This window comes from Janthinobacterium kochi (genome assembly GCF_051380715.1).
In the GTDB taxonomy this organism is placed as follows: Bacteria; Pseudomonadota; Gammaproteobacteria; order Burkholderiales; family Burkholderiaceae_D; genus Janthinobacterium.
The window spans coordinates 1-12,841 of sequence record NZ_JBNYXO010000005.1 but is presented as its reverse complement, the minus strand read 5'-3'; the positions used below and the strand labels follow the sequence as shown (position 1 = coordinate 12,841).

General features: G+C 57.1%; 15 protein-coding genes and 3 pseudogenes. 8 read left to right on the top strand and 10 right to left on the bottom strand.

Features of this window, described 5'->3' with window-relative positions; all coding sequences use genetic code 11:
- Positions 1-83: 83 nt before the first annotated feature.
- Entirely contained in the window at positions 84-467 is a 384-nt protein-coding gene (locus ACQ4WL_RS12725) for a hypothetical protein (protein WP_436510098.1), read from the bottom strand.
- 201 nt (positions 468-668) lie between these two features.
- On the opposite strand from ACQ4WL_RS12725, the gene ACQ4WL_RS12720 reads away from it, so the two are divergent.
- Both ACQ4WL_RS12720 and ACQ4WL_RS12715 read left to right on the top strand, forming a co-directional pair.
- The gene (locus tag ACQ4WL_RS12720; RefSeq protein WP_436510097.1) at positions 669-1,745 is read left to right on the top strand and encodes a metal-dependent hydrolase family protein; all 1,077 of its coding nucleotides are present in this window, start codon (positions 669-671) and stop codon (positions 1,743-1,745) included.
- A gap of 46 nt (positions 1,746-1,791) precedes the next feature.
- Positions 1,792-2,781, top strand: a complete 990-nt coding sequence (locus ACQ4WL_RS12715) for a ribonuclease Z (RefSeq protein ID WP_436510096.1) — start codon at positions 1,792-1,794, stop codon at positions 2,779-2,781.
- On the opposite strand, the gene ACQ4WL_RS12710 is transcribed toward ACQ4WL_RS12715, so the two are convergent.
- Complete coding sequence (locus tag ACQ4WL_RS12710) at positions 2,768-3,424, bottom strand: tetratricopeptide repeat protein (protein ID WP_436510095.1); 657 nt, start codon at positions 3,422-3,424, stop codon at positions 2,768-2,770. The genes ACQ4WL_RS12715 and ACQ4WL_RS12710 overlap by 14 nt on opposite strands.
- A gap of 163 nt (positions 3,425-3,587) precedes the next feature.
- Between ACQ4WL_RS12710 and ACQ4WL_RS12705 the strand changes: the two genes are divergently transcribed.
- Positions 3,588-4,247 (top strand): XAC2610-related protein, encoded by a 660-nt coding sequence (locus ACQ4WL_RS12705; RefSeq protein ID WP_436510094.1) that lies wholly within the window; start codon positions 3,588-3,590, stop codon positions 4,245-4,247.
- 41 nt (positions 4,248-4,288) lie between these two features.
- Positions 4,289-4,759, top strand: coding sequence for a GNAT family N-acetyltransferase (locus tag ACQ4WL_RS12700; RefSeq protein WP_436510092.1), 471 nt, complete (start codon positions 4,289-4,291; stop codon positions 4,757-4,759).
- Here the strand turns inward: ACQ4WL_RS12700 and ACQ4WL_RS12695 are convergent.
- Positions 4,756-5,373 carry a TetR/AcrR family transcriptional regulator gene (locus ACQ4WL_RS12695; RefSeq protein ID WP_436510091.1) on the bottom strand — a complete coding sequence of 206 codons (618 nt, stop codon included), beginning with the start codon at positions 5,371-5,373 and terminating at the stop codon, positions 4,756-4,758. The genes ACQ4WL_RS12700 and ACQ4WL_RS12695 overlap by 4 nt on opposite strands.
- 246 nt (positions 5,374-5,619) lie before the next feature.
- Between ACQ4WL_RS12695 and ACQ4WL_RS12690 the strand changes: the two genes are divergently transcribed.
- Entirely contained in the window at positions 5,620-6,765 is a 1,146-nt protein-coding gene (locus ACQ4WL_RS12690) for an MFS transporter (protein WP_436510405.1), read from the top strand.
- Positions 6,766-6,772: 7 nt separating this feature from the next.
- On the opposite strand, the gene ACQ4WL_RS12685 is transcribed toward ACQ4WL_RS12690, so the two are convergent.
- The 6 genes and pseudogenes from ACQ4WL_RS12685 to ACQ4WL_RS12665 all read right to left on the bottom strand — a co-directional run bounded on the left by ACQ4WL_RS12685 (position 6,773) and on the right by ACQ4WL_RS12665 (position 9,231).
- Positions 6,773-7,267 carry a prolyl-tRNA synthetase associated domain-containing protein gene (locus ACQ4WL_RS12685; protein WP_436510090.1) on the bottom strand — a complete coding sequence of 165 codons (495 nt, stop codon included), beginning with the start codon at positions 7,265-7,267 and terminating at the stop codon, positions 6,773-6,775.
- A 69-nt stretch (positions 7,268-7,336) separates the two neighbouring features.
- A complete protein-coding gene (locus ACQ4WL_RS12680; RefSeq protein WP_096234537.1) occupies positions 7,337-7,534 on the bottom strand; it encodes a DUF3079 domain-containing protein in 198 nt (65 codons plus the stop codon).
- 159 nt (positions 7,535-7,693) lie between these two features.
- Positions 7,694-7,999: a hypothetical protein gene (locus ACQ4WL_RS12675; protein ID WP_436510089.1), complete on the bottom strand. Its 306-nt coding sequence runs from the start codon at positions 7,997-7,999 to the stop codon at positions 7,694-7,696.
- Positions 8,000-8,347: 348 nt separating this feature from the next.
- Complete coding sequence (locus ACQ4WL_RS12670) at positions 8,348-8,728, bottom strand: immunity protein RhsI2 family protein (protein WP_495542729.1); 381 nt, start codon at positions 8,726-8,728, stop codon at positions 8,348-8,350.
- Positions 8,716-8,793 (bottom strand): annotated as a pseudogene (locus ACQ4WL_RS27620) (hypothetical protein); the annotation flags it as partial. The gene ACQ4WL_RS12670 and the pseudogene ACQ4WL_RS27620, both read right to left, overlap by 13 nt.
- 30 nt (positions 8,794-8,823) lie before the next feature.
- Positions 8,824-9,231, bottom strand: coding sequence for a GNAT family N-acetyltransferase (locus ACQ4WL_RS12665; protein WP_436510087.1), 408 nt, complete (start codon positions 9,229-9,231; stop codon positions 8,824-8,826).
- A 351-nt stretch (positions 9,232-9,582) separates the two neighbouring features.
- On the opposite strand from ACQ4WL_RS12665, the gene ACQ4WL_RS12660 reads away from it, so the two are divergent.
- The 3 genes and pseudogenes from ACQ4WL_RS12660 (at position 9,583) to ACQ4WL_RS12650 (ending at position 12,519) form a co-directional block, all read left to right on the top strand.
- The gene (locus ACQ4WL_RS12660) at positions 9,583-10,329 is read left to right on the top strand and encodes a hypothetical protein (protein ID WP_436510085.1); all 747 of its coding nucleotides are present in this window, start codon (positions 9,583-9,585) and stop codon (positions 10,327-10,329) included.
- A 730-nt stretch (positions 10,330-11,059) separates the two neighbouring features.
- Positions 11,060-11,315 (top strand): annotated as a pseudogene (locus ACQ4WL_RS12655) (cytochrome c); the annotation flags it as partial.
- 412 nt (positions 11,316-11,727) lie between these two features.
- On the top strand, positions 11,728-12,519 hold the full coding sequence (locus ACQ4WL_RS12650; RefSeq protein ID WP_436510084.1) for an alpha/beta fold hydrolase: 792 nt from the start codon (positions 11,728-11,730) through the stop codon (positions 12,517-12,519).
- 28 nt (positions 12,520-12,547) lie between these two features.
- Here the strand turns inward: ACQ4WL_RS12650 and ACQ4WL_RS12645 are convergent.
- A pseudogene (locus ACQ4WL_RS12645) lies at positions 12,548-12,841 on the bottom strand (integrase core domain-containing protein); the annotation flags it as partial.

The window sequence follows — 12,841 nt, the reverse complement described above, 5'->3', positions numbered from 1 at the left end:
CGTGATTCTAACCGCTGCAACACTTACTTATGAGAAAGCCGTCGCCTTGCCGGCGCAGAACCGGCAAGGACAAGCACGGACTATCAGCTCTTTGCCACTTTCCACGCAGCCGTGCCAGCCTTGCACACTTTCAGCTTCAGGGTCTGTTCCTGGCCCTTGGCGCTTAAGCCCACCAGCACCTTGCGGCAGGTTTGCGCATCCATCTTTTGCGTGTCGCTGGCCCTGATTTCGGCGGCGATGCGCACGGAATTGCGCAAGCCTTCATTGCTCCATTGCACGGTTTCGCCATCCTTCTTATCATTGAGCACATCGGTGACGGCCTTGACGAAGACGGGCTTGTCGTTCTTGTTCAGGTAGGCCATCGGCGTATCGGCCAGGAAACCCAGGCCGACGGCGGAAGCGGAAGCGCTGAAGACGACGCTGCCGAGTATCAGGGTGGATAGCAGTGTGGCGGGACGTATACGCATGGGTAACTCCTTATAAAGAAATAAGCGGGAACTGCCGGGACGCCCCTTGGCCGGGATACGCCGGCGAGTATCCCTGGCCAGCAAGGTATCGATGCCGGGCACAAAATAGATCGGCGACGACTGCGCCGTGGAAAAATCCAGCAGCCTGTCCGTCTTGCTGACGCCAGCATAGCCTACGCCGTTCATTTTTTTCTGTAAAGCATGTGCACGCTTGACTTGCCACGGCCGCTGGCTTTCAATGGCAAAATTTTCCTGTACCTGGTGGCGGCGCAAGAAGCGCGGCGCACCCTGCTGCGGGGCTTTACCTCCGTGCGCGACGCGGGCGGCCCCGCCTTTGCATTAAAACGCGCCATCGATGAAGGCATCGTCGACGGTCCGCGCATATTCCCATCGGGCGCCATGATTTCACAAACCTCGGGCCACGGCGACTTCCGTTTGCGCTCGGACGTGCCGCGCGCGGCAAATGCGCCGTTGAGCATGGCGGAAACGGCGGGCATGGCCATGATCGCCGATGGCGAGGCGGAAGTGCTGCGCCGCGTACGCGAGCAGCTGATGCTGGGCGCGACACAGATCAAGATGATGGCCGGCGGCGGCGTGGCGTCGATGTACGACCCGCTCGACAGCACGCAGTATTCGGAGCGCGAACTGCGCGCCGGCGTGGAAGCGGCCGCCGACTGGGGCACCTATGTGATGACCCACGTCTACACGCCGAAAGGCATACAGCGGGCCATCCGCGCGGGCGTGCGCAGCATCGAGCATGGCCAGCTGGCGGACGACGAATCGGCGCGCATGATGCGCGACACGGGCACGTGGTGGAGCTTGCAGCCTGTCCTGCAAGATGCGGATGCGAATGTGTATCCCGATGCGCCGCGCAAGGCCAGCCAGGCCATCGTCTCGGAAGGCACGATGAAGGCGTATGCGCTGGCGCAAAAGTACGGCATCAGGACGGGCTGGGGCACGGATATCCTGTTCAACGCGAAAAACACGCCCACGCAGGGCCGCCAGCTGGCCAAGCTCACGCGCTTTTACAATCCCTTGACCTTGCTGGCGCAGGCGACGGGACAGAATGGCGAACTGCTGGCCCTGTCCGGACAGCGCTCGCCATACCAGGGCACCTTGGGCCGTCTGGCCGTGGGCGCGCTGGCCGACTTGCTGGTGGCCGAGGGCGACCCCACGAAGAATCTCGATTTCCTCGCGCATCCGGAGGAAAGCCTGTTCCTGATCATGAAGAACGGCCGCATCTACAAGGACAAATTGAGCGCGCCATTGGCAGGCTGAAGGCGGGCGCGTTGGCAACGGCGATGGCTTGCCGCATAATGCGCCCATGTTCAAACTGACTTTTCTCGGCACGTCTTCCGGCGTGCCCACGCGCCACCGCAACGTCACGTCGCTGGCCCTGCAAACCACGCACAACCGTGACTGGTGGATGATCGATTGCGGCGAAGCCACGCAGCACCGGCTGCAGCGGCTGCCCTTGTCCGTGCACGACCTGGTGGGCATCTGCATCACCCACGTGCATGGCGACCACAGCTATGGGCTGCCGGGCTTGCTCGCCAGCGCCTCCATGACGGGGCGCAAGAAGCCCTTGCTGCTGATCGCCCCGGCCGCCATCAAGGCCTGGATCGACGCCACCCTGCTGCACACGGAACTGTTCTTGACGTATCCGCTGATCCATATCGACGTGGACAGCGCACAAGTCGTGCATGAGGAGGCGGGCTTGACCATCTCGCGCCATGCGCTGTCGCACCGCGCACCGAGCGTCGCTTATCGTTTTGCGCTGGAAACAAGCAGGTGGAAGCTGGACAAGGCGGCCCTGCAGGCGGCCGGCGCGCTACCCGGCCCCGCCTGGGGACTGTTGCAAGCTGGCCAGGATGCGCTGCTCGACGATGGTACGGTACTGGCCGCCGCCGCTTTCCGCCAGGTGGAAACGCAGCGCGCCACGGTGGTGATCGGCGGCGACAACGACACGCCAGCGTTGCTGGCGGACGCTTGCACGGATGCGCAGCTGCTCGTGCATGAAGCCACCTACACGGAAGCGATGTTGCAGAAAGTGGGCCCCGGCCCCACGCACAGTTCCGTGCAGCGCGTGGCGCAGTTCGCCGAAGTGGTCCGCTTGCCGAACCTGATCCTCACCCACTTCAGCGCCCGCTATCACCATGCGGACGGCATGGCCGAGCTGGAAGCGGAAGCGCGGCTGCATTACTCGGGTGAACTGTTCCTGGCGCGCGATTTCGACAGCTATGAACTCGATGCGGCCGGCGTGCTCAGCAAGCTGCCGGCGAAATCCCACCAACAACCCGTCAGTGGGGATTGACGCCGTACTGCGCCGCATACTCGGCCGCCAGCGCGCGCGCCGCTTGCTGCTGTGACGGCGTGAGGATTTCCAGCAACTGGTCGCGGTTCTTGACCGATTGCGCGCTGCCGGCCTCTGCCGGCATGGCGATCCACGCATACGCCTGCACATAGTCGAGCTCCACGCCCTGCCCTTGCGCGTACAGCAAGCCGTACTCGTTCTGCGCCGACAGGGAACCGGCTTCGGCCGCCTGCTTGTACCAGAACGCCGCTTCGGCATAGTCTTGCGGTACGCCATCGCCCTTGCGGTACGCCTGCGCCAGGTTGAATTGCGACTGACCATCGCCCGCCTCGGCCGCCTGGCGCCCATATGCGAGCGATTGCGCCATGTCTTGCGCGACGCCATCGCCGCTCGCATACATCAGGGCCAGATTGGCCAGCGACGGTGGAAAGCCCGCTTGCGCCGCCGCCGTGAACAGTTCCACCGCTTTCGGCACGTCTTGCGTCACGCCATGGCCCTGGTAATACAGGCTGGCCAATAAATGCTGGCCGGCCGGATCGCCGGTGCGCGCAGCCGCGTCGAATTGTTTAAAGGCCTCGGCGTAATTGCCGTCGTTATAAGCGAGAATGCCCGCTTCATTCAAAGATGCTGTCGATACGCTCATGAAGATTCCTTGTCCGGGGATTTTGGGCATTGTACACAGCACTGTTCCGCGCCGAATGCACGATAGGAACGGTGTGGCGCATTGCCCAAATCCTGCGTTATGATCATTCACCGCACGATTCAATCTGGACGTTGCGAAAATATGCATGCCCAAGAATATCTTCATGAAACTGATTGCTTTGCTTTTATCCCTGATTTCCACCTCGGCCTATGGCGGGACGCTGCACCTGGACAAAGCGGCGACAGGCAAAGTGCGGCAAGCGGCCGATATCCGTTATGCGACTCACGATGAAAAACAGACGTACCAACTGAAAATCGGCAAGCAGTGGATACCTGGCAGTTGCAGCAGCAGCGGCACGGGCAATTTGCATGCGCTGCTGCTGGACATGAATTTCGACGGCCATGCCGACCTGTGGGTGACCGGCTACACGGATAGCCAGGGGCGCATCCGCTGTTCCGATGTGTGGCTGTGGGATGCGCCAGCGCGGCAATACAGTTTCAACAAGCCCTTATCGGCGATTCCGAATCTGGAAATCAGCATGGCCGATCAAGCAATCGCAGGCGGCATCGCCAATTGCGGCTGCGCGGCGCAATGTTTTTATGAAGACAGCTATGCCTGGCGGGCTGACAAATTAATCGCCACCGCCCGGCGCGAACAGGATTGCGAGCGCTACCGGGAATATCGCTTGAATGACAAAAATGACTTGATCATCGTCAAGGATGAAATCATCGATAGCGGTAATCCCGGCCAGCAAGCAATCGAGAATACCAAAGTAGTTGACTGGCAGCGCCATGCGCACATCATGCGCAAACCCTGGGAATGATATTTATCCCGCCATCCGACACCATCGAATAAATAAAACACATGACGACACATCCAGCATCGATTACTTTCCATGCCGCCAGGGCGGACGATACGGCCGCCTTCATTGACTTGCGCGGCAAGACGCGGCAAAACGCCATACCCAAGGAGCGCCTGGCGGAAGTGGGCATCACGGCCGAGTCCTGGGCCGAAATGATGCGCTCGGGCAGCCTGCCTGGCCAGGTCTGCCATCACGATGGCCAGCTGGTCGGCTACTGCTTTGGCGAGCGCGACACGGGCGAAATCATCGTCCTGGCGCTGCTGCCGGAATTCGAAGGCCTGGGGATCGGCAAGACCTTGCTGGAATTGGTGATGACGGAACTGCGCGCGCAGGGCCACCAACGGCTGTTCCTCGGCTGCTCCAGCGATCCCGCCTCGCGCTCCTACGGCTTTTACCGCTACCTGGGCTGGAGCGCAACGGGCAAGACCGACAAGTATGGCGACGATGTGCTGGAGTTTCGCTTTACGGCCTAAGCGGTCAAACGGTTGGCATCCCACACACGCATCAACTGACTGATCGCCACATCAAACACGGCGTAACCGACGCCATCGCGCGCCTGGATCGCCACGCCCGATAAAAAGCCGTCGAAGACGAACGCCAGCGCGCTCGCGTCCGTACCCGCTGGCAATTCTCCGCTGGCCATGCCCCGCTCGACGCAGCGCACGAAGCCGGCGCGGGTGCGCGCGCGCGAAGCGGTCAGCGGGGCTGCCACGGCCGCATGCTCGGCTGTCGGTGCGCTCATGCAGCCGAGCGCCACCATGCAGCCGGGCGGATGCCCCGGCTCGGACTGCATGCTGGCCGACTGGCGCAAGGCCAGCTCGACGGCCGCGCGCGGCGCCAGGCCATCGTCCCACAAACACTCCGTCACGCACGCAAAGGTAGCCAGGTAGCATTGCGCCGCCTCGCGGAACAACGCCTCCTTCGACCCGAACGCCGCATAAAAGCTGGGCGCGGAAATACCACCGCCCAGGCTCGCCTTGAGCTGGCTCAAGGATGTCGATTCATACCCCTGCTGCCAGAATAAAAACATGGCCTGCTCGACCGCTGCCTGCCGGTCGAACGTGCGCGGCCGTCCCATTTGCGCCATCTATCGCTCCTTCTCATCAACTCACTGCCACTTACATACTACTCGATACAGAAGTCATTGACAACGCGGCGCGCCATCGCCTATATTTATACCGATCGATATATATGTGCCGCCACGACGGTCAGGGGCACTCCTGCGCCTGATCTCTTTACAAGGATGTTTGCTGTGAATCATGCCACTCTCACCACCGGAGCCAGCCCCGCGCTGGCCGACCGCCTCCCCGTTGCCGGCCTGCTGGCCCTAGCCATGACGGGCTTTATCTGCATCGTCACGGAAACCTTGCCGGCTGGCTTGCTGCCGCGGATCAGCGCCGGACTCGGCATCAGCGCCGTGCTGGCCGGGCAAATGGTCACGGCCTATGCGCTCGGTTCCTTGCTGGCAGCCATTCCCCTGACCATCGCCACGCGCGGCTGGCGCCGCCGCAACGTTCTGCTGCTGACCATCATTGGCTTTCTCGTGTTCAATACCGTCACGGCCCTGTCGTCGCACTACTGGCTGACCCTGGCGGCCCGCTTCTTTGCCGGCATGGCGGCCGGGCTGGCGTGGAGTTTGCTGGCCGGCTACGCACGGCGCATGGTGGCGCCGCAGCAGCAAGGCCGAGCCCTGGCGCTGGCCATGGTGGGTGCGCCCGTCGCCCTGTCCCTTGGCGTGCCGCTGGGCACCTTGCTCGGTTCGCTCGTAGGTTGGCGCGCCGCGTTCTGGATCATTTCCGCCCTGACCCTGGTGCTCATCGCCTGGGTGCTGGCGAAGGTGCCCGATTTCCCGGGCCAGTCCGTCCATGCGCGCCTGCCCCTGCGCCGCGTCTTCACGACACCGGGTGTGCGCCCCGTACTGGCCGTCGTCATCGCATGGATGCTGGCGCACAATATTCTCTACACCTACATCGCCCCGTTTATGGCGCCGGCCGGATTGACGGAGCGCATCGACCTGGTCCTGCTCGTCTTCGGCGCCGCCGCCATGGCCGGCATCTGGATCACGGGCAAGTTGGTCGAGCGCCATTTGCGCGCCACCGTGCTGGCCAGCCTGACCGTGTTCGCCGCGACGGCCCTGGTGCTGGGCGTCGCGTCGCACCTCCCAGCCGTCGTCTACCTGGGCATGGCCGTCTGGGGCCTGTCCTTCGGCGGCGCGGCAACGCTGTTACAGACGGCGCTGGCCGACACGGCAGGCAGCGGCGCCGACGTCGCCTTGTCGATGAATGTGGTGGCGTGGAATGGGGCGATTGCAGCCGCGGGCGTGGTCGGTGGCGCCTTGCTGGAAACCTGGGGCGCGGGCGCCTTTCCCTGGGCCATGGTGGCTTTGCTCGTGCTGGCTTTCGCGGTCGCCTGGTCGGCCAGCGCGCACGGTTTCCGGCCGGGCCGGCGCAGCGGCAGCGTGCCCGTGGCCGGGCATTGAGATTACCCTATTGAATCGCCGGCACCGTCACGATACGGGGTACGTGCCCCGTGTGCGCAAGGAAACTGGCCAAGGTGGCATGCGACAGCGCCACGGTGGCCGTGTTGCGCAGCGGATGGGCTTGCATAGAATCAGCTTCCCACACGGCCTGGTCCAGCACCAGTTCCACCGCCTGTGCGCCGTCGTGGATCAGCGCAAACAGGCTGACGGAGCCGGGTTTGATGCCCAGGTGCTGCATCAGGCGCTCGGGCGAGGCCATGCTCAACTTGCTGGCCGTCAGCAAGCGCCCCAGTGCAGCCAGGTCAATGCGCTTGTCGAACGGCACGATGACGAGAAAATGGCGCCGGCCCTTCTCGTCGCGCACGAACAGGTTTTTCACCATCAGGCCGGACATGGCCGGCACGTGGTTTAGTGCTTCATCGATGGTGTGCACGGCCGGGTGTTCGACCAAGGTGTAATCACCGGCACTGCTTGCCAGCCAGCGGGATAGGGTTTCTTGCATGGTGATTTTCTCAGCGCGGGCGCGTGTGCGATGAGGAATTGTAGCGGCGCGCAGCATGGTGCGCTTGCCTTAAGGCTTGCTTTCGTCCTCTTTCTTGTCCGCGGCCGCCAGCCCCCAGTCATTCCAGCCTTCCCCAAACAGCTCGATAGGATGCTGCGTGCGCTCGGAACCATTGCCGCAGCGCATGGCGTCCGGCGGGCAATACTTGTCGCAACCCCAGCAGATGCGTTCGGGGTTCTTGGGGTTCAAGGGAAAAGGCTTGGCCATGGCGCGGGAATGCAGTCGGTTGAGGTCTCTTCGACGACTCTAGACCTGGCGCGGGGGGCGGTCAAACGAATTTCAGTTGGAAATTTGCTCAAGTCAAGTTTGCGAAGATTGCTGTCGCGGCAGCTTGCACCCTACGTTCACCCAGGAGACCAGCGAATGTCATTCCCTCTCATAACTGGTCACCGCATCATTAGCATTACTCTTGATGACCTTCATCATCTTGGTGTTGCCTTGGTATTTCATCTCAAGAATTCTCAGCTGATTTTTCGCCGCCTTGCAGTATTTATGTATGTTCTTGAGAATCTCATCCTGCTGCCGTTTAGGTAGCTCTCCATCAAATTCTCCCGCCAAGTGCTCACATGCTTCTGCGTTATAGATAAACCTGTTGACATCCTTGGGGAGTGGCTCGGCTGAAAAGGCCAAAGGAAAAACAAAGTAAACAGGTACCATCATAAAAAAACGCATGATTTTCCTTTAATAGCCGTTATTCGACCAATGTGGCCGGTCGCTTCCAGGTCCGCTGTATTTCTTTACCCCATATGTTGCAGCAATTGCAATAAGTTGTCTGTTCATGCCTGTAATCCCAGCCTCTTTCATTGCAGACAGAAAGTCTTCCACTGCCAAACGAAAATTTCCCGATAAATCCTTGGTTTTGGTGCTGCCAGGAAATTTTCGCCCCCATTTTTCACCACTGAGTTCGTCGTCCCTCGCGCCTCCATCATGATATATCCTCAATTTAATGCATGCTAGCGGGAATGGTTTTGACACGAGACAAGAGGTATGGGGGAGCGGTATCAACTGCATTTAATCGCTTTACCGCGTAGAAATGGACATTTCCAGCACGATACGCGCGACATTGACACTGCCATCCGCAGCCGGCTGTGCCTTGAGTTCGTCCAGCGCATACACCATCGTCACCATGGCGCCGGGCACGAACAGCGCGATATCCTGCTTGCGGTGCGTGTTGATGCTTTCGTCGACTGTCGCACCGTCAGCCAGGCGCAGGATGACGCTGTTGACCTGATCGCCACGGCGGCTGTCCTGGCCCGCGAAATATGTGCGTTCGATGCTGCCCGTCACCGTTTGCGTCTGGATGCGGCCGGCTTTGATGCTGTCCCACCATGCGTCGGAGGCAAACAGGCCTGCCTGCCTTTCAGTCCCATGTGGGGCTTGGCGCTGTCGAGGGTGAGCGATTGCGTCCTGGTGACGCGAGCGGGGTCTTGTGCCAGGGCTTCGGTGAGGGTGTAGACAGGTATCATAAGGGTGCAAGAGTTCTTGTAAGCGCTCACTCAATGTTTGCGCCGAATGACGTATGCATTGCCGGCGAGTTCAAAACCGAGCGTGGGATAGTAGGACATGGCATCGGAAGCGGAGAGCAATATCAGGGACACTTCATCGCCGATGATGGCCTGGGTACGCTTGACCAGCTCTTTGCCGATACCCAGGCCCTGGTATTGCCTGTTGACCGCCAGGTCCGAGAGATAACAGCAATACGCATAGTCGGTCAGCGACCGGGCCAGCCCCACAAGCTCACCATCCACCCATGCCGACAGCAACAGGCAAGGCGCGGCAAACATGCGCGCGATTCTCGGAAGATTATCAGTCGGCCGCTTGATGCCAGATTGATCGAAGACACGAACAACATCCAACGGATCAAGAGGAAAATGATGACGATATTCGACAGTGATGTTTTTCATTGGTTCACGGGTGTAAGGAGATCGCGCATGGGAAACCTCTTCTATGCACATAGTATAACCAGCGATGATCCAGGCATGTAGACGATACGACATCAGTGAAAAATGCGGATCCCCGTCTCGCCTTTGCGCCGATGCTTGGACGCCTGTGTCGCGGGCAGGAGGCGCCGCCAAGTACCTGCATGTCGGCAGTCATCGCGTGACGCTGCCAGAGGCTCGATGATGCCAACGGCCACATCGCAGGCATGGCCGTTCAGTTATTAGACCGCCTCCAATCTGTTAAAATAGTTGAAATTTTAATGATCAGACCATGAATAACCTGGATTTTTCAAATACAAGGAATGTGCTTAGCCAATGAAAGCCATTATATTCTGCACCAGCTATATAAAAGATGCCCCGTCATGGGAAAGTCGCTACCAACGATGGCTCGACTATTACGAAAACATACCAATCAATGCAATAAAAAAAATAATGATTGATGATGGGTCGCCATATCTTCCACCTGTCGAAATTATCAATACAATTTCCCATAAAGCCCCACTGGCTTCAAATACCGACAAAAATCTCATCATTCACTTCGACAACAATCTGGGACGACAAAGCGGAGTTGACTACCCCGGTTGGTGGCGGAGTTTCCTCCACTCCATTCATGTGGCAAATGAATTAGGTGTTGATAAAATCATCCATATCGAATCGGATGCCTATATTTTGACGCCTCGCCTGGTGAATTTCATCAATGAAATAGAATCAGGCTGGAACGTTCTATGGTCTCCACGCCATCGTTTTCCAGAGACGGCCATTCAAGTCATATGCAGAGATCAATTTGGAATTTTTGAAAAATTCAAAAACGACAATCCAAGTTTTTCATTTCCTGATATTGCGGAACGATTGCTTCCTTTCACGGCTGTACACCAGCAGTTCAAAGGGGACCGCTACAGCGATTTCACAAAAAACAGATGGATATTTCGTTCGCGAAAGTTCAACAAAATTCCAATTTTTAAACATGATTTTTTCTGGGAAACGATACCGCCGGATGCAGACTTTGTCACGCAAGGTATTAGCCGTCAACAATTCGTATTTAAACGGGATGAAGAAGCTTGACCTTGTCATCGCGGGGAACCCGACAACTCGCGCATGCCAGGTAATGGCGCAATAAGCGGTTCCGTCATGCGGGCTGTCCACGAGGACGGATTCCGCAAAAGTCTTACGACAGGATCGCGGCGCATGCACGGATATGGCGGAAAGGTCAAACAAAGGGGTAAACCTGCCAGCAAACGAACGCCACCAGTCCTGTCAGACGGTTGTGTGACAATCTCAAACTGGAAATGTGGAACCCTCTGTGTCTTTATCTAATAAAGAGAAAACTTGGCAAGGATTATAAATATGTTGTTACCGTTACGATTGAAAAAACGCGTGTACGCCGCCCTCGTTAGCTCCTTTTTTCTTGTTGCGGGCGTCTCATCGGCACTCGCTACCACTCTTGACGAAGATCGGACACGAGGTGACATACATGGATTGTTTGAGATAAGGGATGCAGCTGTAAAGTTTATTGCAGCAGAGAATCTAAAAAATGGAACAAGGTGGCAGGCCATGGAGCCGAACCGGAAGATTCTGGTCGCAAAATGCGCGATATCTTTGCATGTGAAATGGGTTCCGAAAAGCCATGGCCTGTCTGGACCGAATGTTGCTGTAAGTTGCGACAAGACCGTAAAGCCCACGATACACAAGAAATGGGAAGTGTTCGTACCAATCGATAAGGGTCCGATGACGCATAAATGATCACATCCGGGTCATGCTCGATACAATTACCCATGCCCCGCGAGGGCGAATAGATATCAAAGGAAAAGGACCACTGGCTAATAAAAGCGATCCTTCCACACCTGAGCTTACAATATCCTCTTTCAAAAAACGACTAAAATATTATCCGGGCGTTATTGCATCATCAATCATACTTCGTCCAAATGGCGACTTGATCCAAAAAAACTTTGCGAGAGAATGGCGTTAAGCTATCGCCTCACTCTTGGGGAATTAAGTATTTTCGCGATTTAAATCAATACATGATTGGAGTGATTTCAAATCATCGATGATTTTAAGATAAGAGTGGGACACAGAAATCTAAGAGTCACATTCAGGGTGCGAGGTTCAGGTCTGCCATTTTGCACGCAGACTGATGCGTTGGGTGCCGTGAAAGCTGCCTCAGTCGGAAAGCTGATTAGAACCACGAACGCGCGCCCTCGGTGCGCGAAGCTGCCGCCTAGCGGCAGCAGGGTAAGAATTCGGAGCGAGCTGGGCCGGTAGGCCCAGCCCTTCGAATCTCACACGCAGGGCGCCGCCCTGCTCGCTTCCACCAGGCAATAAAAAGCCGCCCGACGGCGGCAATGCCGTTTAAGCTGCTGATGGTCAAATAGTGAAAATGAATTAGATACTGACAAAAACTGACAGTCAACTCATATATGATCGGTGAATCAAAAACTAAAATATTACAAGGATAAATTCACCATGGCTGTTTTTACTCATTCTTCAGGTCAGTACTTATCAGTTGATGATGCCGAAATATACTTTGAAATCATAGGCAACCCGATAGGGAGTCCCTTGCTGTTACTGCATGGCGGCTTAGGCAAACTCACAGACTTCAATGGCATTGTCGGTCAACTTGCAAGTGAATTTAGATTGATTGGCATTGATTTTCGTGGGCATGGCAAGTCGACGCTAGGGAAATCTCGACTGACCTATCAACAATATCAAGCAGATGTCGAAGCTATTGTCGCGCACTTGAGCATCGATTGTTTTTCCATACTCGGCTTTAGTGACGGTGGCATCACTGCCTTGCGCATGGCAGCTGAAACCCCTTCGCGGATTAAGGGTCTTGTGGCGGTGGCGGCTCAAAGTCAAATGGAGGCAGACGACCCGGCACTTCCCATGTTAAGTGGCGTGACAGCTGATTTCTGGGAGACAATGTTCCCCGACGCAGTCTCCTACTATAGAGAGAACAATCCAGAGCCAGACTTTGATGCGTTGATCAAATCAGTTGTATCGCTCTGGACAAATATCAACCACAGTGCTTATCCTGGCAATCTGATCAAACAGATCACGGCACAAACGTTGCTGGTGCGTGGTGACGAAGATCATATTTGTTCTTTAAAGTGCAGCGCTGAACTACGAGATCAAATAGAAGGTTCTGCCTTCTTGAACATCCCATATGCAGGGCACGAGGTATACAAAGATTCTCCTATTTTATTCATGGAGGCGGTGCACGATTTCCTTATCAATCGGATTACCAAGAAATGCTAGTTATCTAATTATCAAGACCCATCTGGTTTTAAACACGCTTTACAAATAAATCCGGCTTCTTAGCCTGCCATTCTTTGAGCGCCTGGATGGGATTTTGATGGTTTAAGGCGCGCTGCGGAATGTTGTGGTTGTAGAGTTTCAAATAGCTTTGCAGCGTCGATGCGAGTTCTGCCGCAGACCCGAATCGCGTCTGGCCGACGATCTAGCTGCTGCGCCCGTTGAAGCGTTCAACCATGCCGTTCGTTTGTGGATGGCGTGGCGGAATCAGCCGATGCTCAATGCCACACTGCTTGCAGAGGCGATCAAAGACATGGTGGCCACT